We start from the raw sequence: 16,534 nt of genomic DNA, 5'->3' as shown, positions 1-16,534 counted from the left end.
TGCGCGCGACGACCTGGCCGTTTAAGGACGGCAAGGCACGGATTCAAGGGGTTGGGGTCAGGCTGGCGGTCGCCAGATTGGGATGGGTTGAGGCTCTATGGCCCGGTCGTTCAGACGGGCCAGGAAAGTGTCTTTGCTGAAGACTTCCGGGATGCTGGGGAGATGGACAGACAGTCCCAAACTGCCGATCTTGCAGTCCTGGCCTACTTTGCAGGTCTTGCCCGTTTTGAGCAAGGTTTCCATGTCATTGCAGCACTCGCCCATTGGGGGGGGCTGATGCTTCTTTCATTTCGCCACTGAGCTGCTGCTCTGCCATTGCGGCCATTTCCATGGGGCAAGGCATCTTGGGCACGCCCAAGCCCGCATATCCCGCCAGAGGGATTGCCAGGCTCAGCAGCATCAGAAGTAAAAAGCGGACGGTGCGCACGCTGTAATTAAACCCGAAGTGGACCTCCTATGCCAAACACGCAGTCGGCTACAGCGCTTTGCCGCGCAAGCGCAAGGCATTCCCAATAACGGATGCCGAACTGAAGCTCATCGCCAGGGCCGCAACCATAGGGGACAATAACCAACCGGTGAAGGGGAAGAGCAGCCCCGCAGCCAGAGGGATCCCCAGGGCGTTGTACAGGAATGCAAACATCAGGTTTTGCTTCATATTGCCCACTGTGGCATTGGACAACGCCAGTGCTAGGGAAATCCCACGCAAGTCACCTTTGACCAAAGTAACTTGTGCGCTGTTCATGGCCACGTCCGTGCCTGTTCCCATGGCAATCCCCACGTTGGCCTTGGCCAGGGCTGGCGCGTCGTTGATCCCATCACCCGCCATGGCCACGATGCGGCCTTGCTTTTGCAGCAGGTCTACCAGCGCCAGTTTGTCTTGAGGCTTGACTTCGCCATGCACGTCCTCGATCCCAAGCTTGGCACCCACGGCTTTGGCGGTGGTGACGCCATCACCGGTGGCCATCACGATACGCATGCCAGAGGCTTTGAGGGAAGCCAAGGCCTCCATCGTGCTGGCCTTGATCGGGTCTGACACGGCCAGCAGACCGGCCAGTTTTCCGTCAATGGCAAGGTGCATCACGCTGGCACCCTCAGCACGCAAGGTTTCGGCCTGGGTTGTCAGGGCGTCCACAGAGACGTTGATTTGTTGCATTAGCGCTGTATTGCCCAGCACCAGGTGGCGGCCGGCCACATGGCCCTGCACACCAATACCAGACCCAGATTCGAAGTTCTCGGGTTTCTCCAATACCAATTTCCGTTCGCGCGCCGCCGCCACAATGGCCGCAGCCAACGGATGCTCACTACCTTGGTCCAGGCTGGCCGCCAAGCGCAGAACCTCGTCGGCATCCAGCCCGTCACAGGGGATCGCTTTCTCAAACGTGGGGCGTCCTTCCGTCAAGGTCCCGGTTTTGTCAATGATGAGGGTGTCCACCTTGCGCAGGTTCTCAATGGCGGCCGCGTCACGGAACAACACCCCGTTGACTGCGCCTTTGCCCGTAGCGACCATGATGGACATGGGCGTCGCAAGGCCGAGCGCGCACGGGCAGGCGATGATCAGCACGGCGACCGCATTGATCAGGCCATACACCCAGCTAGGTTGGGGCCCGAACAGCCCCCAACCCAGAAGCGTCAGAACGGCAATGCCCACCACGGCAACCACGAAGTAGCCCGCCACCACATCGGCCATGCGTTGCATGGGGGCTCTGGAGCGTTGCGCCTGGGCGACCATTTGCACGATTTGAGACAGCACTGTGTCGGAACCGACTTTTTCGGACTGCATGACCAGGGAACCGCTGGTGTTGAGGGTTGCACCGATGACCTTGTCGCCCACCCGTTTGGTGACTGGCAGGGGCTCACCGGTCAGCATGGACTCGTCAACCGCGCTACTGCCTTCCGTGACCACCCCATCCACGGGTACCTTCTCGCCAGGACGTACACGCAGCAGATCGCCAAGATGAACGTGGCTAAGTTCAATGTCCTCTTCTGTCCCGTCGGGCCTGATGCGTCGAGCGGTCTTGGGGGCCAGACCCAGCAAGGATTTGATGGCGGCCGAAGTTTGGGAACGCGCCTTGAGTTCCAACATCTGCCCCAACAGGGTCAATGAAATGATGACGGCCGCCGCTTCAAAGTAGACCGCCACCCGGCCCATGGACACAAAGGAGTCGGGAAACACCCCCGGAGCAACGGTTGCCACCACGCTATAGACGTAGGCGGCGCCTGTACCTAGACCTATCAGCGTCCACATATTGGGACTGCGATGAGCGATGGATTGTGCGCCGCGAACAAAAAACGGCCATCCAGCCCAGACCACGATGGGAGTGGCCAATGCGAACTCAACCCAGCTCTGCACCGCCATGTCCATCCACTGCAATCGATGGCCAAACATCGCCAGTACAAAAACAACTCCGGTGAGGGGCAAAGTCCACCAAAAACGGCGTTCAAAATCAGCCAGCTCCGGGTTCTGCTCGTCCTCCAACGACGGCATCACAGGCTCCAGCGTCATCCCGCACTTGGGGCAGTTGCCAGGGTGATCTTGCCGTATCTCCGGATGCATGGGGCATGTGTACACAGTACCCGCCAACACAGGTTTTACGGGAGGCCCGTCATTTGGCGCCCCCATGTACTGCATCGGGCTGGCATCAAACTTCGTTTTGCACTTGGGGCCACAAAAAAAGAACTCTTTCCCCATGTGTTCCGAGTGGTGAACTGACTGGGGGGTGACTGCCATACCGCAAACAGGATCCTTCAACTCGACATCTGCAGCTACATGGTGGCGAGTTGAATCTGCGGGGGGATGCCCATTCCCATGGGCATGCGTGTGCGAATGGCTTGGCTGAGGGCTGGAATTCATGGTCAACTTTTCATGTGAGATACGACTAACGGCAGCAGCAGCCGCTGTTGGAGCCAGATCCAGAGTCGCAGCCTCCCGCTTTCGGTGGTGCGGCCGCGTCATCAATAGATACGACTGTTGCAGGATAGTCTTCACTGGCCAACGCAGCAATCAACGATTCAGACCCCGCTTGTAGATCAGCTCTAACCTTGGCACGCCCGTTCTCCAAGTCCACATCCACGTGGGCTACTCCGGGAACGGACATCAGGGCTTTGGTGACATGTTTCACGCAAGCGCCACAGCGCATGCCTTGGACGTTAAGTTCTAAGATTTCCATTGAAAGCTCCTTGATGTAGATTCAAAACCCTTGTTAGCTGCTAATGCAGAACGCCACTCAAGTAGACAAAGGTTGCTGACCGAAACGTGGAAAGAAACGCGGCGTATGTTTCGCATATTCCTCGAATTCCGCCCCGAATTGATAGCGCATTTCTGCCTCTTCCGTCACCGCCAGGCGCCCGTACATCACCAACAGAATTGGAAACATCAACAAAGTCAGCAAGGTGGGCCATTGAAATAGAAAGCCCAAAAGGATCAAGACAAACGCCACGTACTGTGGATGCCGGATTCGAGCATACGGCCCGGCAGTTGCCAAGGTATGGCGGCGTTGTGCGTGGTAAAGCACATTCCATGCATTGGAGAGCAGATAGAAACCCAAACCCAAGAAGATGTAGCTTGCAATATGCAAGGCGCCGAAGTGGGGATCGCCTTTCTCACCCAACAGCGTACTCCACAGGTGACCTGCATCATGGGTCAAGATGTCCAAGCCCGGATACTTCGATTGCAACCATCCGGACAGCAAATAGATGGTGAGCGGAAAGCCATACATCTCCACAAATAAGGCGACGATGAAAGCCGAAAATGCACCGAAAGTTCGCCAGTCCCGGGCTGTGGCTGGCTTGAAGAAGCTGTAGGCAAACATGATGAAAATCGCTGAATTGAATATCACCAGCGTCCACAGCCCGTAGGCAGGTTGATCATGGTTCATGGCGTATCTCCATTTCGGGATGACGTTGACTTGCTGGCATCAGAACGAGACGGATCATCTCCATGGTGGTGGTGTCCATGGCCGTGATGCATGAAGATATGCATAAACGGACAGGCAAGTAACAGCAGTAGCGGGAGCGCTCCCACCACATGTGCCAGATGTTCGGTCAGCAAAAAGTACGTGGCGATAGCACCCAACACCAAGAATCCGATGCCGTAGCGGGTTCGCCAGAATGACTTTGGGGATGGCGAGTGCTCATGCCGCTGCTCAATCCCATGCGTATCGTTCATTTGAAACTCCTTTGTAGAAAGTGAAGGCCAATCGCTCAGCCTGTGACTCGGTAGTTGATCATCATCCCGGCATCCTCATGCTCCAGGTTGTGACAATGGACCATGAACACCTGATCTCCTGGGAAGTCATGGCTGAAGTCAATCACGATACGTACAGACTCGCCGGGCCAAATCAATACGGTGTCTTTCCAGCCCAAATCGCTGACGGTGAGTCCCTTTCCAAACTTTGCCAAGGCTCTGATCTGTCGGGGACTGTTCATGCGCTCCAGCACTTGAAACGAAAAACCATGAAGATGGATGGGGTGTGGCATTCCCACCTTGGGATTGCTGATGGTCCAAACCTCTCTGGTGCCGCGCTTCACATCAAAGGCGTTTTCGTCCATGTTGAACTTGCGCCCATTGATCAAGAAGTCCATGCCTCTCAGAGACAGCTTGATACTGCGCTGGTTGGCGCCCTTCAGAGGAATGGTGGCGATGCGTGAAAGCGCACTTGGCAGCTTATTAATGACACGCTCACCGGCACCGACCGTCAGTTTCAGGATGTTGAAATCAGCACCAATCTCCAGCCGGGACGTGCTGCTGCCCATGCCGGGCATGCTGCCTGCGTCCCCCTCGTTCTCCATGGGATCAAAGGACAGGCTCTTGAGGAATACCTCTTCGCCCGCTTGGGCTTGCCCTGCGTCAAACAGAATGTCCAAGCGCTCACCAGGTGCAACAAAAGCTTCGGTTGCAGACTGAGGACTTTCTATCAAGCCGCCATCGGTACCGATGACGGTAAATCCCAAGCGTTCCTTGTCTTTTACAAATGCCAGCCGGTAGATCCGGGCGTTTGAGCCGTTGAGAATGCGCAGTCGGTAGGTGCGAGGAAGCACCTTGAGGGCTGCATTGGGTGTCAGGTTGGCCAGGATCACATCGCCCAGCCAGCCCATCATGGCTTCCTGTCCATTGGGCTGGTAGCGCAACTGCCCTTGCGCATTGAATTGCTTATCCTGGATCACCAGCGGGAGATCCGTCTCGCCCAGTTTGAGATCAAGCGTTTGGTTCAGCTTACGCTGATCTTCGTCATCGACCAGGAAGAAGCTGGCCAAGCCGTTGTAGGCCTGCTTGGCGGTCAGGTTGTGGGCGTGGGTGTGATACCAATAGGTACCACCCCGGCTCAACACTTTGAACTCATAGTCAAAGGTTTTTCCCGCATCGATCGTGCTGGCAGGATGTCCGTCCATCTTGGATGGTGTCTGCAAGCCATGCCAATGGATGATGGTTGGTTCTGTAAGCTCATTGCGAAGCGTGAGCTTGAGCTTGTCACCACTGTTCATGCGCAATATGGGGTTCTGGTAGCTCTTGCCAGACTGTTCCGTTTGGTACAGCAGAAAGGGAGATGGTTTGCCAGGCAGAAGCGACAAACTGCCCGGTGTAGCACGCATGGTGAGTGGTCCTGTAACGTCCAAGATGCCAAACGGCCCACTGTCTACTGGAATGAACAAATTTTGCTGAAAATTCTCGGCAGCTATGGGATCAAACGGATAGTGCTGGAATCTTTTGGTCGCGGCCGCTATGGCGTTTCCCACGCCTGATGCCATCAGGGTTGCGGCACCCACAAAATGAAACAACTCTCTTCTCTTCAACATAGTCATTTTCCTTGCTATCAAGCTCTTAAAAGTGGTTCTTTGGTGTTCAGGGTTAGGTGGAAGTTGGGACTATTGAGCGGGTGATGCTGGCATTCGATCCATCATCATTTGCATCATGGTGGTCATCATTTCCATGCGCTTTTGCATGGCCTCGTGGTGCGTCACCATGTCCATCGACATGCCACCTTGCTTGCCATCTGCTCCTTTACTGCTCATGCCTTTCATGTCACCCATCATCGACATGCCGCCCATGGAATCCATTTTTTCCATCATGGACATGCTGTCTTGCATGGTTTTCATGTGATCGACCATCAATGCCTTGCGTTCTTCGGGCGTCTTTGCAGTCATCATTTTTTCGTGCATCTCGCGCATGGCTTTGATCTTTACGTCCATGGCGACCAAAGCTTCTGAGGGCTTGGAGGATGATTTGGAAGCAGGCGCCTTCAGGGTCTTCTTGGCTGGTTCGGCTGCGTGGTGTTGCGTGTGTTCGGCATCGGTCTGGGCAATGGCGCCCAGGGATGCTGTGGCGATGGCAAGGGTTAAAACAGTGTGGCGAAGCGTGGTCATAGTGAACTCCAAAATTACAAAACAAGGCTGGATGGGGAGACGTTCTGAAAGAGCCCAGCAAGGCGTCAGAACCAATGAAACAGACAAGAATCCCGACGTCTGTGCGTCGAAACACCTCACCCGTGGAAAATGTTTTAAATGGTCAGCCGCAGGAAGCGGATTGACACTGGCGGCTCGCGCCAGTTCGCAACGGCTAGAGATTCTGATCGATCATTGAGATCGTCAACTGCAATCGTGAGTGCTGCTGCCCACGCAACAGGTGCCCACAGTAATTCGGCTTGGCTGTCCAGGTGCTTTACTTTGATCGCGGCTGTTTGTTCTGCAGCGCACACAGTAAGGCAAAGCGCTTTGTCTGGCTCCGGTGTGTGCTCGTCTGCCTCAGAATGGTGTGCCGCCTGAGCGTGCTCCACAGACCCTAAGTGGCCGTGTGCTTCACTTACCAAGCATGCATTGGCAATTCCAACACCCAAAGTCATCAGCCACACCATCAACATCACGACAGCGGTGTATCGTGTGTTCCGATGACTGAAGAATGACTTCATGGGCTTAATGCGAGTTACAAAATTGCTATTGCAATGTCTGTACTGTAGGTCCCTCTAGGATTTGGATATTGACCCACATCAACATGAGCAATCAAACTCTACCGCCAACACATCTCCTTAAGCGAAAACTGTTTTTTCGCTATATCGCCTGGGTTGGAATGTTGAATTTCGCATGGGAAATACTTCAACTCCCCCTGTACACACTCTGGTACGAAAGTCCACCCACAGAAATTGCGTTTGCGGTGGTGCATTGCACGCTCGGGGACATTCTTATCGCGTCGCTATCTTTTTTTGCCGCGTTGGCTTTGTCCAACGGAAAGACTTGGCCCCTGGAGCGCTACTGGCGGATTGCTCTACTGGCTGTCTTTTTCGGGGTTTGCTATACGGTATTTAGCGAATGGAATAACACCGTCGTGACCCGTGCCTGGGCCTATTCGTCATGGATGCCAACGCTTTGGGGAGTCGGACTGTCTCCCATATTGCAATGGTTATTGATCCCTATGTCGGTATTTTGGACACTGTCCAAGCGGCGATTGGGGGACCAAACTTAGGAGCACCGTATAGACGAACTTTCCAAGTCAGCGATAACCCTGAAAGATGCGCGAGCTGCCATCCTTGGCTACCAGCAGGACGTCATAGGCATCTTTGCGTCCGCCGTAGAACGCCCCGTCCATACCGGGCGAGCCCACCGGCATACCCGGTACCGACAAACCGAGGGCTGCGGGCTTCTCCTTAAGCAGCCGCTTGATGTCATTCGCCGGCACATGTCCTTCAATGACATATCCACCGACCACAGCAGTATGGCAGGATCCCAATTGCCGTGGCATGCCCAAGCGCTCGCGGACCACATCGTTGCCGTTTTGGTTGACCTTCACTGTGAAGCCGGATTTCTCCAGGTGCGTCACCCAGTCCTTGCAGCATCCACAGTTGGGGTCTTTCCACACCTCAATAGAGGCGCCATGGCTGGCGGCATGTACACAAGGCAGTGCCAGTATCAGCACAGATCCGAGCAGCATTCGGCGTTGTAGTCTGGTCTTGAATTGAGTGCCCATGGTTTGCTCCTTTGTAGTTTGACGACAAAACACCATTTCCGCTTTGACAAATAACAAGGCGCCATAACGGCGCCTTGTTATTTCCGGAAACTGCCTGCAAGCCTCACTTGCGTACAGGTAGTCTTACTTGACGGGTTGGATCTCGGTGACCACCAGCTTGCCGCCGTCGTTGATCACGGCAAACTTCACCTTGTCACCGGCTTGCACCTTGTCCAACATTGCTTTGTCCTTTGCCGTAAAAATCATGGTCATACCGGGCATGTCCAGGTTTTTGATGTCTCCATGCTTGATGGTGACCTTGCCAGCTTCCTTGTCAACTTTGCGGACTTCACCGTCCGTCATGGATGCCATCTGCGTTGCATCCATTTTGGAATGGTCCATCTGTGCGTTGGCAATGCTAGGCACGCCGACCATGGTCGCCGCGACGACGGCGATAGCTGTAAGAGCGCGTTTGATGGGTTTCATATTGAAAAATCCTGTACTTAAGAGAACGAAATTTTTAGAAGTAGCTGTACGGCTTACTTGGCACCGACCTTCACTTGACCTTTCATGCCGGCCTCATAGTGACCGGGCATCAAACAGGCGAAGTTGACGGTTCCTGCTTTGGTGAATTGCCAGACGATTTCACCTTGTTTGCCGGAGTCCAGCGTGATCTTGCTGGGCTCATCGTGTTCCATGCCGGGGAACTTCTTCATTTGTTCCAAGTGTTCCAGCAGCTCTTTCTCGGTGCCCAGGCTCAGCTCGTGCCGGACCTTGCCCACGTTCTTCACCACAAAGCGGATCGTCTCACCCTTCTTGACCTGGATCTCAGAGGGGGTGTAGCGCATGCTATCGGCCATCTCCACGGTCACTGTGCGAGTGGCCTTGGCGGCGACGCCAGCTTTTCCGATGGCGGACTCTTCATCATGGCCGCCGGCGTGATTGCCGCTGGCCAGGGCTCCAGTGGAAATTGCCGCAATGCTGGCGACAGCGATGATGGAAGAGACAAATTTTGCAAACTTCATGGTGGGTTCCTTGGGTTAAAAAACAGTGGTGTACGAGATCAGTGCCCCGAGTGCGACGACGGTTTGCGCGCATTCAGAACGGTGGTGGGGGTTGGTTTGTCGCTTACGGGCTTGCCCGAGGCGATCTCTGAGCGCAGCCGCGCAGGTTCAGGGAGCACACCTGTGAATTCCTGGGCCACAGTGCCAGCGGGGAATTGGTACGGGCCCGGATCGCTGTAGTCCCCCGGCTTTTGGTCCTTGCGCACCTTGAGCACGGTGAACATACCGCCCATTTCGACGGGACCAAACTGGGCTTGACCGGTCATCATGGGGGCAGTGTTTTCGGGAATGGGCATTTCCATTTCACCCATGTCGGCCATGCCGCGCTCGCCCATGAGCATGTAATCGGGTGTGACTTTCTGGATCTTCTTGATCAATCCCCGGTGGTCCACCCCCACCATGGTGGGCACGGTATGCCCCATGGCGTTCATGGTGTGGTGGCTCTTGTGGCAATGCATGGCCCAGTCACCTTCTTCGTCGGCGACAAACTCAATTTGGCGCATTTGCCCCACAGCCACGTCGGTAGTGACTTCGTACCAGCGAGAGGACGGCGGAGTGGGCCCGCCATCGGTGCCGGTCACCAGGAACTCATGCCCATGGACGTGGATGGGGTGGTTGGTCATCGTCAGGTTGCCCACGCGGATGCGGACCCGGTCGTTGTGGCGCACATTGAGGGTGTCGATGCCCGGGAATACGCGGCTGTTCCAAGACCAGATGTTGAAGTCGGTCATCGTGTTGATCTTGGGCGTCTTGGTCCCAGCTTCCACGTCAAAGGCGTTCAGCAGGAAGCAGAAGTCCCGATCCACATCACTGATATGGGGGTGTTTTTCCTTGGGGTGCGTCACCCAGAATCCCATCATGCCCATAGCCATCTGGACCATTTCGTCCGCATGCGGGTGGTACATGAATGTCCCCGGCCGACGCGCGACAAACTCGTACATATAGGTCTTGCCAACCGGAATAGCCTTCTGGTTGAGGCCACCCACGCCGTCCATGCCGCTGGGCAGTCGCTGGCCGTGCCAATGGATGGTCGTGTGCTCAGGAAGCTTGTTGGTGACGAAAATGCGTACCCGATCTCCTTCCACCACCTCAATGGTGGGGCCTGGGCTCTGACCGTTGTAGCCCCACATATTGACTTTGAAGCCCGGCGATACTTCGCGTTCAACGGGCTCGGCGACCAGGTGAAACTCCTTGACGCCATTGTTCATGCGCCATGGCAGGGTCCAGCCATTCAGGGTCACAACGGGGTTGTAGGGACGCCCGGTCGTGGGAATGAGCGGTGGCGCTGTGTTCACTGAAGTCTGAATGACCGGTTCCGGCAAGGTGGCCAGCGCGGAGCGAGCCACCGCCATACCCGCTACAGCAGTAGCAGCACCTGCAAAAAATCGACGACGGGAATTGGTTTGATCCATGGTGTTTCCTAGTTATTTCTCAGCCGTGGCGCCTGCGCCCACGCCCACAAAGCTGGCAGGTGCGCCGCCTTGCAAAACCAGTTGCAAATCAGCTTCGGCAATCAGGAGGTCGCGCTTGGAATTGATCGCGGAGACATTGGCCTGCAGCTGGGCGCCGGTCTCTGCCAGGAGATCCCAGACGCTCAACAACATTCCGTTGTACCGAAGCACGGTTTCGTCGTAGACAAACTGCCGCAATGTCTGCTCTTCTTGCGAAAGACGGGCAGCGGCGTAACTAGCTTCATAAATGTCAAAAGCCTGCCTTGCGGTTGCTTGAACGCGCATGCCCTCGGCACGCGGGAGCACCGGACGCAGGGCCTTCAGCCCTTTTTGAACAGCGTCTGCGGTGATCAGTGGCGCGCTGACGTCTGGCAAACCATCCGGCAAGCCCACGCTAGATGCCGTTCCCTGCAGTCGGAGCGCTTTGAGCAAGGCAATGTGGGCCTGTTTGGCTTCAGCCTCTGCCTTCAGGGTTTGCAGCTTGACGCCACCCAGCCTCGACTGGGACTGGGCCTGTTCCATGCGACTCCAATTGCCGACGCGCGCCATACGACGGGCCAGTTCGGCAGCGGCGGCAGACGCTTCTTGCATGTCGCGCTGCGACTTTAGGCTGGCTTGCGCGGCCACGGCCCCCCACCAGGCTTTGCGGGCGTCTACTGCGGTGTCGAGAATCGCGTCAAATTCGTCCACGTGGCGGCGTACGGCAGGATCGACCTCCAACCAGCGCCCTTGGGCAATATGCTCCTGGTTGGCTGCGCCCAGCTGGGATAGGGACGATCCGAGTTCGGGGCGCGCACGCCATGCTTGTCGAACAGCGGCATCGGCCGTCTTGAGCCAAAAGTCCGGCGCTACTGCGGGAGCTTCCTTGGATGCGGTGTCGTTGGCTTGCTCCCACTTGAGGACATCGGCATGCCCCCGCTTGAATTGGGAGACCGCTTCGTTGGCTTTACGCCAATCCGTGGAGCCTTGCTCCACAGGCTCTAGGGAGGTCGGCTGGGCGGATGCAACACCAGCCAGTGCGCACAAAGCGAGCGTTGCCAACCGTAACGGTTTGCGTCGCTGGTTCGGAACACGGTGCATGAGAGTCCTTTGGGGTTGTGTGAAACTGGCTGAACTCTATCGAGGCAGTCCCAACGCCAACCTGTCGTTCAGATTACAAATTTGTAATCTTCTGCAGTGACTAGGCCTGTCGGTGCACACTCGGGAAAAGGACGCCGACTGTGAAGATACTGATCATTGAAGATGAGCCCGAAACGGGCGAATACTTGCGCCAAGGCCTCAAAGAGGCCAGCTTTATCGTGGACTTGCTCCACAACGGAAACGACGGTTTGCACGCTGCCCTGGAAGACGAACATGACCTCATCATCCTGGACGTGATGCTCCCAGGCATGGATGGCTGGGAGGTGATGCGCAATCTGCGTCGCAAAGGCAATGAAGTTCCGGTGTTATTTTTGACAGCCAGAGACCAGGTGGAGGGCCGGATCAAAGGTCTGGAGTTGGGCGCTGACGACTACCTGGTCAAGCCGTTTTCATTTGCAGAGCTGCTGGCCCGTGTTCGCACCATCTTGCGGCGCGGCAAGTCTGGTGTCGAAGCCACCTCACTGAAAGTGGCTGATCTGGAGCTGGATTTACTGCGCCGCCGCGTGACCCGTGCGGGAAAACGCATCGATTTGACTTCCAAGGAATTTGGTTTGTTGGAGCTGCTGATGCGTCGGCAAGGTGAGGTTTTGCCACGCTCCCTCATCGCCTCGCAGGTCTGGGATATGAACTTTGACAGTGATACCAACGTTATCGAAGTGGCGGTGCGGCGCTTACGCAGCAAGATTGACGACGCGTTCGAGCCCAAGCTGCTCCAAACCGTACGCGGCATGGGCTATGTTCTGGAAAATCCGCTAACCATGCCATGACGAAGCGCTTCTCACTCACCACCCGTCTTACCCTGTTTTACACACTGGCATCAGCCACCGTTCTGCTGGGCCTGGGAGGGGTGACTTCGCTGGCGATGAATCAGCACTTCGAGGACCTTGATCGCAGCCTCCTGGAGGACAAGATCCACCTCGTCCAGGAAGTCGCATTGAAGGCCACGTCGCGCAAGGATTTTGAGGATCGCCTGAACGACGTACTGCATAGCCATGAAGGACTCATCGTTGCGGTTCAGGCCAGTGGCAAGATTCTGTATGAGACTGCACCGCTCAAGATACCGGACAGGTACGCAAGCCAAATCGGGCGGGATTTGCGCTCGCAAAGCGTATCGAACTGGCAAGACGCAGGGCATCAGTACCGCGCATTGGGCACGCTGATCGCCACAGATTTCCAACGGGATGAGCCTTTGGCAGTGTGGGTAGCCTTGGACACCAAGTCGCACGATCATTTCCAGGCGCATTTTCAGACGACGTTGGTGTTTTATGTGACTCTCGCCACGCTGTTCAGCGGATTGCTGGGGTGGCTTGCTGCAAACCGCGGATTGGCGCCACTGCGGATCATGCGAACGCGTGCCCAAGCCGTGACCTCGAACAAGTTCGAAGAGCGCATGCCGGTCGAAGCCGTCCCGGTAGAAATGGCGGACCTAGCCAGCACCTTGAACGACATGCTGGACCGCCTGCAGGAAGACTTTCGTCGTCTTTCAGAGTTTTCGTCAGACTTGGCACACGAGCTCAGAACGCCGATCAGCAATCTGCTGACGGAAACCCAAGTCACGCTATCGACAAAGAGAAGCAACGAAGACTACCAGGACGTGCTGGCATCCAATTCAGAGGAGCTGCAACGTCTAGCCAGAATGGTGTCGGACATGCTCTTCCTTGCTAAAACGGAGCACGGTCTGGCACTGCCAAGCCAAGAGACTGTTGAGGTAGAGGTCGAGGCGCAGGCCTTGTTCGACTTCTACGAAGCACTGGCAACGGACAAGGATATTCGCCTGGAGTTGACTGGCAGTGGCGCGATCAGTGGTGATCGTCTGATGCTGAGGCGCGCACTGAGCAACCTGCTTTCCAATGCGATACGTCACGCTACGCCGGACTCCACGGTCTCCATCCACATTGAATATACGCATGACTGGACGGAGGTGAGCGTCACCAATCCTGGGAACACCATCAGCCCGGATATGCAACCGCGTCTCTTTGATCGCTTTTTCCGGGTGGACAAATCTCGAACCCATCCCGAGAGTGATGGCGCGGGGTTGGGCCTGGCCATCACACGCGCCATCATGGATACGCATGGCGGTGGGATTGCGGTTTCGTCCGAGGCCGGCATGACGCGCTTCACGCTGCGGTTTCCCAAAGCCAGTGGCCTGACAGCAAATACCAACGCGCCGGTCTGATTCGGACCGACAAGACCACGGCAGTGCTTGACCAAAACATGACGTACTTGTAACGTGCAGGTCATGCTTGTGTTGGGGGCAAATTTCTACATTGGAGTCAACGGTGCAGCGATTGCATCGTACCCACGAAATACCTCGTGGGGTTTACTCACATTGAAGGAGTTTGAATTATGTCCATTCGCAAATCTGTCCTCGCCTTGGCCTTGGCCGTTCCCTTTGCCTCCGCCTTCTCCATGGATCTCGCCATCGACAAATCGATTCCGTTGAAGGACGGCTCGGTCGTTCATCAGTTCAAGAATGGCAAGATGGCAATGGAAGACAAGTACGGTCGTCCCACCCGGATGAATGCGGGTGAAACCATGACTGCGGCCGACGGGACAACGATCACGATGAACAGTGACGAAGTCGCACTGCTGTCTTCGGTGATTCGCGACCACTATGGTCGTCCGGTCAAGTGAGTTGGCGTCAGGAGTCTAAAATAAATGCTGCCGAAATGTTGACAGCAGTTTTTGGCAATTAAGTTCAGAGCCCCTCGGGGCTCTTTTTTTATTCAGACCAGGTACTCGCCGCTGCTGATCGCTATTCCTTGTGGTTCACTCAAAACTTGAAGCTACTACAATGTTGCCCATGCGCAAATGGCTTGCCGTTTTCTTGTTGCTGGTAATTCCGATGCAGTTCGCTTTGGCTGCAACGGCTGGCTATTGCCAGCACGAAATTGGCGTAGCTACCAAGCACCTGGGACACCATGGCCACCAGCATCAGGTGCAGCCAGGGGAGCTCTCCCAGTCGGACAAGTCCCCATCCAAAGGTTTTGATTTGGACTGTGGCAGTTGCCATGCGGGTTGCTCCTTGGCAGTGGCCACCGCTGTCGGTAGTTCAGTCCTTCCTGGCATTGCCGTCATTGAGCCAAGCGCCGATCGCGTCTTGGCCTCACTTCCGCTTAAGGTTCCAGATCGCCCTCAGTGGCTCTCCCGGTCTTAACCGGGGGTTAGCTTTCGCTTGGGTGGTTGGTCAGTCGCTTTTTGGCACTGGCTAGCCATCCTCGCAAAGCGCATTCAATACCCCGCCACGGTGCGTTCTCGCACTGCTGGTTGGCGTACTTCAATCCAGGCACGCCGAATGCATTGGCCCAGCCCACAAGGCTGGGAATACCAACATTCCTGGAACTGTTCCTATGCCTTCAATCGGGCTATTCCGATACCCGCGCCTGGTTTGGCTCTTGTTTGTCGCGCTACTGGTAGCGGCAGATCAACTCGCCAAGACCTACTTTGCCAACACCATTGCACTGGGATCTGGGATTGAAGTCACCAGCTGGTTCAACCTCGTCCACGTCCTCAACACCGGTGCTGCCTTCTCCATCCTGGCAGATGCCGGTGGCTGGCAGCGGTACTTCTTCATCGCCATTGGGGTCGTTGTAGTCATCGGAGTCACATTTGCTTCGCTGATGCGCAGAACAGACCCCTTTGAGCGCAAGGTAGGGGCGCTTGTCGTTGCCGGCGGGGGTGGAAATCTCATCGATCGCATTCAGTCGGGCGCAGTGGTGGACTATCTGGATTTGCATTGGCGAGGGCTGCATTGGCCGGCCTTCAACCTTGCCGACATCTTTGTCGTCGCAGCTGTATTGGCCTGGCTGATCCTGAGCCTCAAGTTGCAGCTTCAATCCACATCCAAGAGCCAGTTGCCGGAGACTGGGGCATGAAGGCGCCATGGCGTGTACTGCTACTGGCCTGGATCGTGTCCGTCCTTGCAACCCTAGGTGCACTGTTCATTGGCGAGGTCATGTTGATGACGCCGTGCACCCTGTGCTGGTACCAGCGGATTTGCATGTTTCCCATGGCCATCATCCTGGGCATAGGGTGTTTCAACGATGACCGCCGTAGTGCGGTCTATGCAATGCCATTTGCCATCGTCGGCAGCGGCTTTGCGGCATACCACTGCCTGCTCGTTGCGGACTTGATACCCAAGATCTGGGTTCCTTGTAGTGCGGGCGTCTCGTGCGCCGACCAGGAACTGGCAATCCTCGGGGGACTGCAGATCCCCTGGCTCTCAGTTGCAGCTTTTCTGACCATCTTGGTCTTGCTTACTCACTATCTCAAGAAAACATCCAAATGAACTCCAAAAAAATCACCGTCGCCGTCTTGGTGGCCGTTGTACTGAGCTTTTTCGCCTTTGGCATGTATTCCTATCAACAGCGGGTGAAGAATTCGCAGCAAGACAAGGTCAGCCAGGCAGAGGCGCGCTTGGTCCGCATGCATTCCCCGGTCCTGGGGCCGGTCAATGCGCCGGTCACGATCGTCGAATTCTTTGACCCGGCTTGCGAGACCTGCCGCGAGTTCTATCCCATCGTCAAAGAACTGCTGAAAAAGTACCCCAACGACGTACGGTTGGTGGTGCGCTATGCGCCGTTTCATAGGAATTCAGACCTCGTGGTCAAGATGCTGGAGGCATCCAAGGTCCAGGGTAAGTACTGGGAAGTGCTGGATGCCGTTCTGGCTGACCAACCTCTGTGGGCATCCCATGGGGAACCCAACTTGTACGTTGCATACCAGTCGGCGGTTCGGGTTGGTGTAGACCTTAATAAGGCCTTGTTTGATGCCCAATCCCCGGCGGTGACCGCAGCGCTCAAACAGGATGTTGAAGACTTGACCGCGCTGGAGGTGACCAAGACCCCTACGTTTTTTGTGAACGGCAGAAGCTTGCCCAGCTTTGGTGCTGCTCAGTTGGAGTCTTTGGTGGCGGAAGAAGTCGCCAAGATCAAGAAGTAAGCGGA

22 protein-coding genes are annotated in these 16,534 nt (G+C 55.9%); 7 read left to right on the top strand and 15 right to left on the bottom strand.

Features of this window, described 5'->3' with window-relative positions; genetic code table 11:
• Positions 1–57: 57 nt before the first annotated feature.
• From ACOAP0_RS09100 to ACOAP0_RS09060, 9 genes are all read right to left on the bottom strand, one after another.
• Positions 58–243: a hypothetical protein gene (locus ACOAP0_RS09100; protein WP_498377740.1), complete on the bottom strand. Its 186-nt coding sequence runs from the start codon at positions 241–243 to the stop codon at positions 58–60.
• A gap of 1 nt (position 244) precedes the next feature.
• A complete protein-coding gene (locus ACOAP0_RS09095) occupies positions 245–427 on the bottom strand; it encodes a hypothetical protein (protein ID WP_498377741.1) in 183 nt (60 codons plus the stop codon).
• Between the two features lie 48 nt (positions 428–475).
• Positions 476–2,851 carry a heavy metal translocating P-type ATPase gene (locus tag ACOAP0_RS09090; RefSeq protein WP_498391386.1) on the bottom strand — a complete coding sequence of 792 codons (2,376 nt, stop codon included), beginning with the start codon at positions 2,849–2,851 and terminating at the stop codon, positions 476–478.
• 25 nt (positions 2,852–2,876) lie between these two features.
• Positions 2,877–3,167: a heavy-metal-associated domain-containing protein gene (locus ACOAP0_RS09085; RefSeq protein ID WP_138517151.1), complete on the bottom strand. Its 291-nt coding sequence runs from the start codon at positions 3,165–3,167 to the stop codon at positions 2,877–2,879.
• 57 nt (positions 3,168–3,224) lie between these two features.
• Positions 3,225–3,875, bottom strand: a complete 651-nt coding sequence (locus ACOAP0_RS09080; protein ID WP_138517149.1) for a methyltransferase family protein — start codon at positions 3,873–3,875, stop codon at positions 3,225–3,227.
• On the bottom strand, positions 3,872–4,165 hold the full coding sequence (locus ACOAP0_RS09075) for a DUF2933 domain-containing protein (protein ID WP_206022001.1): 294 nt from the start codon (positions 4,163–4,165) through the stop codon (positions 3,872–3,874). Before ACOAP0_RS09075 ends, ACOAP0_RS09080 begins: the two co-directional genes overlap by 4 nt.
• A 35-nt stretch (positions 4,166–4,200) precedes the next feature.
• Positions 4,201–5,589: a multicopper oxidase family protein gene (locus ACOAP0_RS09070; RefSeq protein WP_498377743.1), complete on the bottom strand. Its 1,389-nt coding sequence runs from the start codon at positions 5,587–5,589 to the stop codon at positions 4,201–4,203.
• A 273-nt stretch (positions 5,590–5,862) separates the two neighbouring features.
• Positions 5,863–6,360: a hypothetical protein gene (locus tag ACOAP0_RS09065; protein ID WP_138517146.1), complete on the bottom strand. Its 498-nt coding sequence runs from the start codon at positions 6,358–6,360 to the stop codon at positions 5,863–5,865.
• Positions 6,361–6,494: 134 nt separating this feature from the next.
• The gene (locus ACOAP0_RS09060; RefSeq protein WP_138517144.1) at positions 6,495–6,902 is read right to left on the bottom strand and encodes a hypothetical protein; all 408 of its coding nucleotides are present in this window, start codon (positions 6,900–6,902) and stop codon (positions 6,495–6,497) included.
• 68 nt (positions 6,903–6,970) lie between these two features.
• On the opposite strand from ACOAP0_RS09060, the gene ACOAP0_RS09055 reads away from it, so the two are divergent.
• Positions 6,971–7,453: a hypothetical protein gene (locus ACOAP0_RS09055; protein WP_138517142.1), complete on the top strand. Its 483-nt coding sequence runs from the start codon at positions 6,971–6,973 to the stop codon at positions 7,451–7,453.
• A 27-nt stretch (positions 7,454–7,480) separates the two neighbouring features.
• On the opposite strand, the gene ACOAP0_RS09050 is transcribed toward ACOAP0_RS09055, so the two are convergent.
• From ACOAP0_RS09050 to ACOAP0_RS09030, 5 genes are all read right to left on the bottom strand, one after another.
• Positions 7,481–7,954 (bottom strand): DUF411 domain-containing protein, encoded by a 474-nt coding sequence (locus tag ACOAP0_RS09050; RefSeq protein WP_138517140.1) that lies wholly within the window; start codon positions 7,952–7,954, stop codon positions 7,481–7,483.
• A gap of 123 nt (positions 7,955–8,077) precedes the next feature.
• Positions 8,078–8,419, bottom strand: a complete 342-nt coding sequence (locus tag ACOAP0_RS09045; protein WP_138517138.1) for a copper-binding protein — start codon at positions 8,417–8,419, stop codon at positions 8,078–8,080.
• Positions 8,420–8,472: 53 nt separating this feature from the next.
• Entirely contained in the window at positions 8,473–8,958 is a 486-nt protein-coding gene (locus ACOAP0_RS09040) for a cupredoxin domain-containing protein (protein ID WP_294766513.1), read from the bottom strand.
• Between the two features lie 38 nt (positions 8,959–8,996).
• Positions 8,997–10,409, bottom strand: coding sequence for a multicopper oxidase family protein (locus ACOAP0_RS09035; protein ID WP_294766515.1), 1,413 nt, complete (start codon positions 10,407–10,409; stop codon positions 8,997–8,999).
• A gap of 12 nt (positions 10,410–10,421) precedes the next feature.
• The gene (locus ACOAP0_RS09030) at positions 10,422–11,528 is read right to left on the bottom strand and encodes a TolC family protein (protein ID WP_294766518.1); all 1,107 of its coding nucleotides are present in this window, start codon (positions 11,526–11,528) and stop codon (positions 10,422–10,424) included.
• Positions 11,529–11,668: 140 nt separating this feature from the next.
• On the opposite strand from ACOAP0_RS09030, the gene ACOAP0_RS09025 reads away from it, so the two are divergent.
• From ACOAP0_RS09025 to ACOAP0_RS09015, 3 genes are all read left to right on the top strand, one after another.
• Positions 11,669–12,355 (top strand): heavy metal response regulator transcription factor, encoded by a 687-nt coding sequence (locus tag ACOAP0_RS09025; protein ID WP_498391384.1) that lies wholly within the window; start codon positions 11,669–11,671, stop codon positions 12,353–12,355.
• Positions 12,352–13,764, top strand: coding sequence for a heavy metal sensor histidine kinase (locus tag ACOAP0_RS09020; protein ID WP_498377745.1), 1,413 nt, complete (start codon positions 12,352–12,354; stop codon positions 13,762–13,764). The genes ACOAP0_RS09025 and ACOAP0_RS09020 overlap by 4 nt, the downstream gene beginning before the upstream one ends.
• Positions 13,765–13,934: 170 nt before the next feature.
• Complete coding sequence (locus ACOAP0_RS09015; protein WP_214123551.1) at positions 13,935–14,222, top strand: CopK family periplasmic copper-binding protein; 288 nt, start codon at positions 13,935–13,937, stop codon at positions 14,220–14,222.
• A gap of 139 nt (positions 14,223–14,361) precedes the next feature.
• On the opposite strand, the gene ACOAP0_RS09010 is transcribed toward ACOAP0_RS09015, so the two are convergent.
• Entirely contained in the window at positions 14,362–14,601 is a 240-nt protein-coding gene (locus ACOAP0_RS09010) for a hypothetical protein (protein ID WP_214123550.1), read from the bottom strand.
• A 337-nt stretch (positions 14,602–14,938) separates the two neighbouring features.
• On the opposite strand from ACOAP0_RS09010, the gene lspA reads away from it, so the two are divergent.
• Genes lspA through ACOAP0_RS08995 form a run of 3 tightly spaced genes read left to right on the top strand, consistent with a single transcriptional unit; the run spans position 14,939 to position 16,529 of the window.
• Positions 14,939–15,463, top strand: coding sequence for a signal peptidase II (gene lspA, locus ACOAP0_RS09005; protein ID WP_214123549.1), 525 nt, complete (start codon positions 14,939–14,941; stop codon positions 15,461–15,463).
• Entirely contained in the window at positions 15,460–15,876 is a 417-nt protein-coding gene (locus tag ACOAP0_RS09000; RefSeq protein WP_214123548.1) for a disulfide bond formation protein B, read from the top strand. The genes lspA and ACOAP0_RS09000 overlap by 4 nt, the downstream gene beginning before the upstream one ends.
• On the top strand, positions 15,873–16,529 hold the full coding sequence (locus tag ACOAP0_RS08995) for a DsbA family protein (RefSeq protein WP_498377747.1): 657 nt from the start codon (positions 15,873–15,875) through the stop codon (positions 16,527–16,529). The genes ACOAP0_RS09000 and ACOAP0_RS08995 overlap by 4 nt, the downstream gene beginning before the upstream one ends.
• The last annotated feature ends 5 nt before the right edge of the window (positions 16,530–16,534 follow it).

Source organism: Curvibacter sp. Hmag1.1 (genome assembly GCF_059769165.1).
This window is presented reverse-complemented; position numbering and strand designations above follow the sequence as displayed.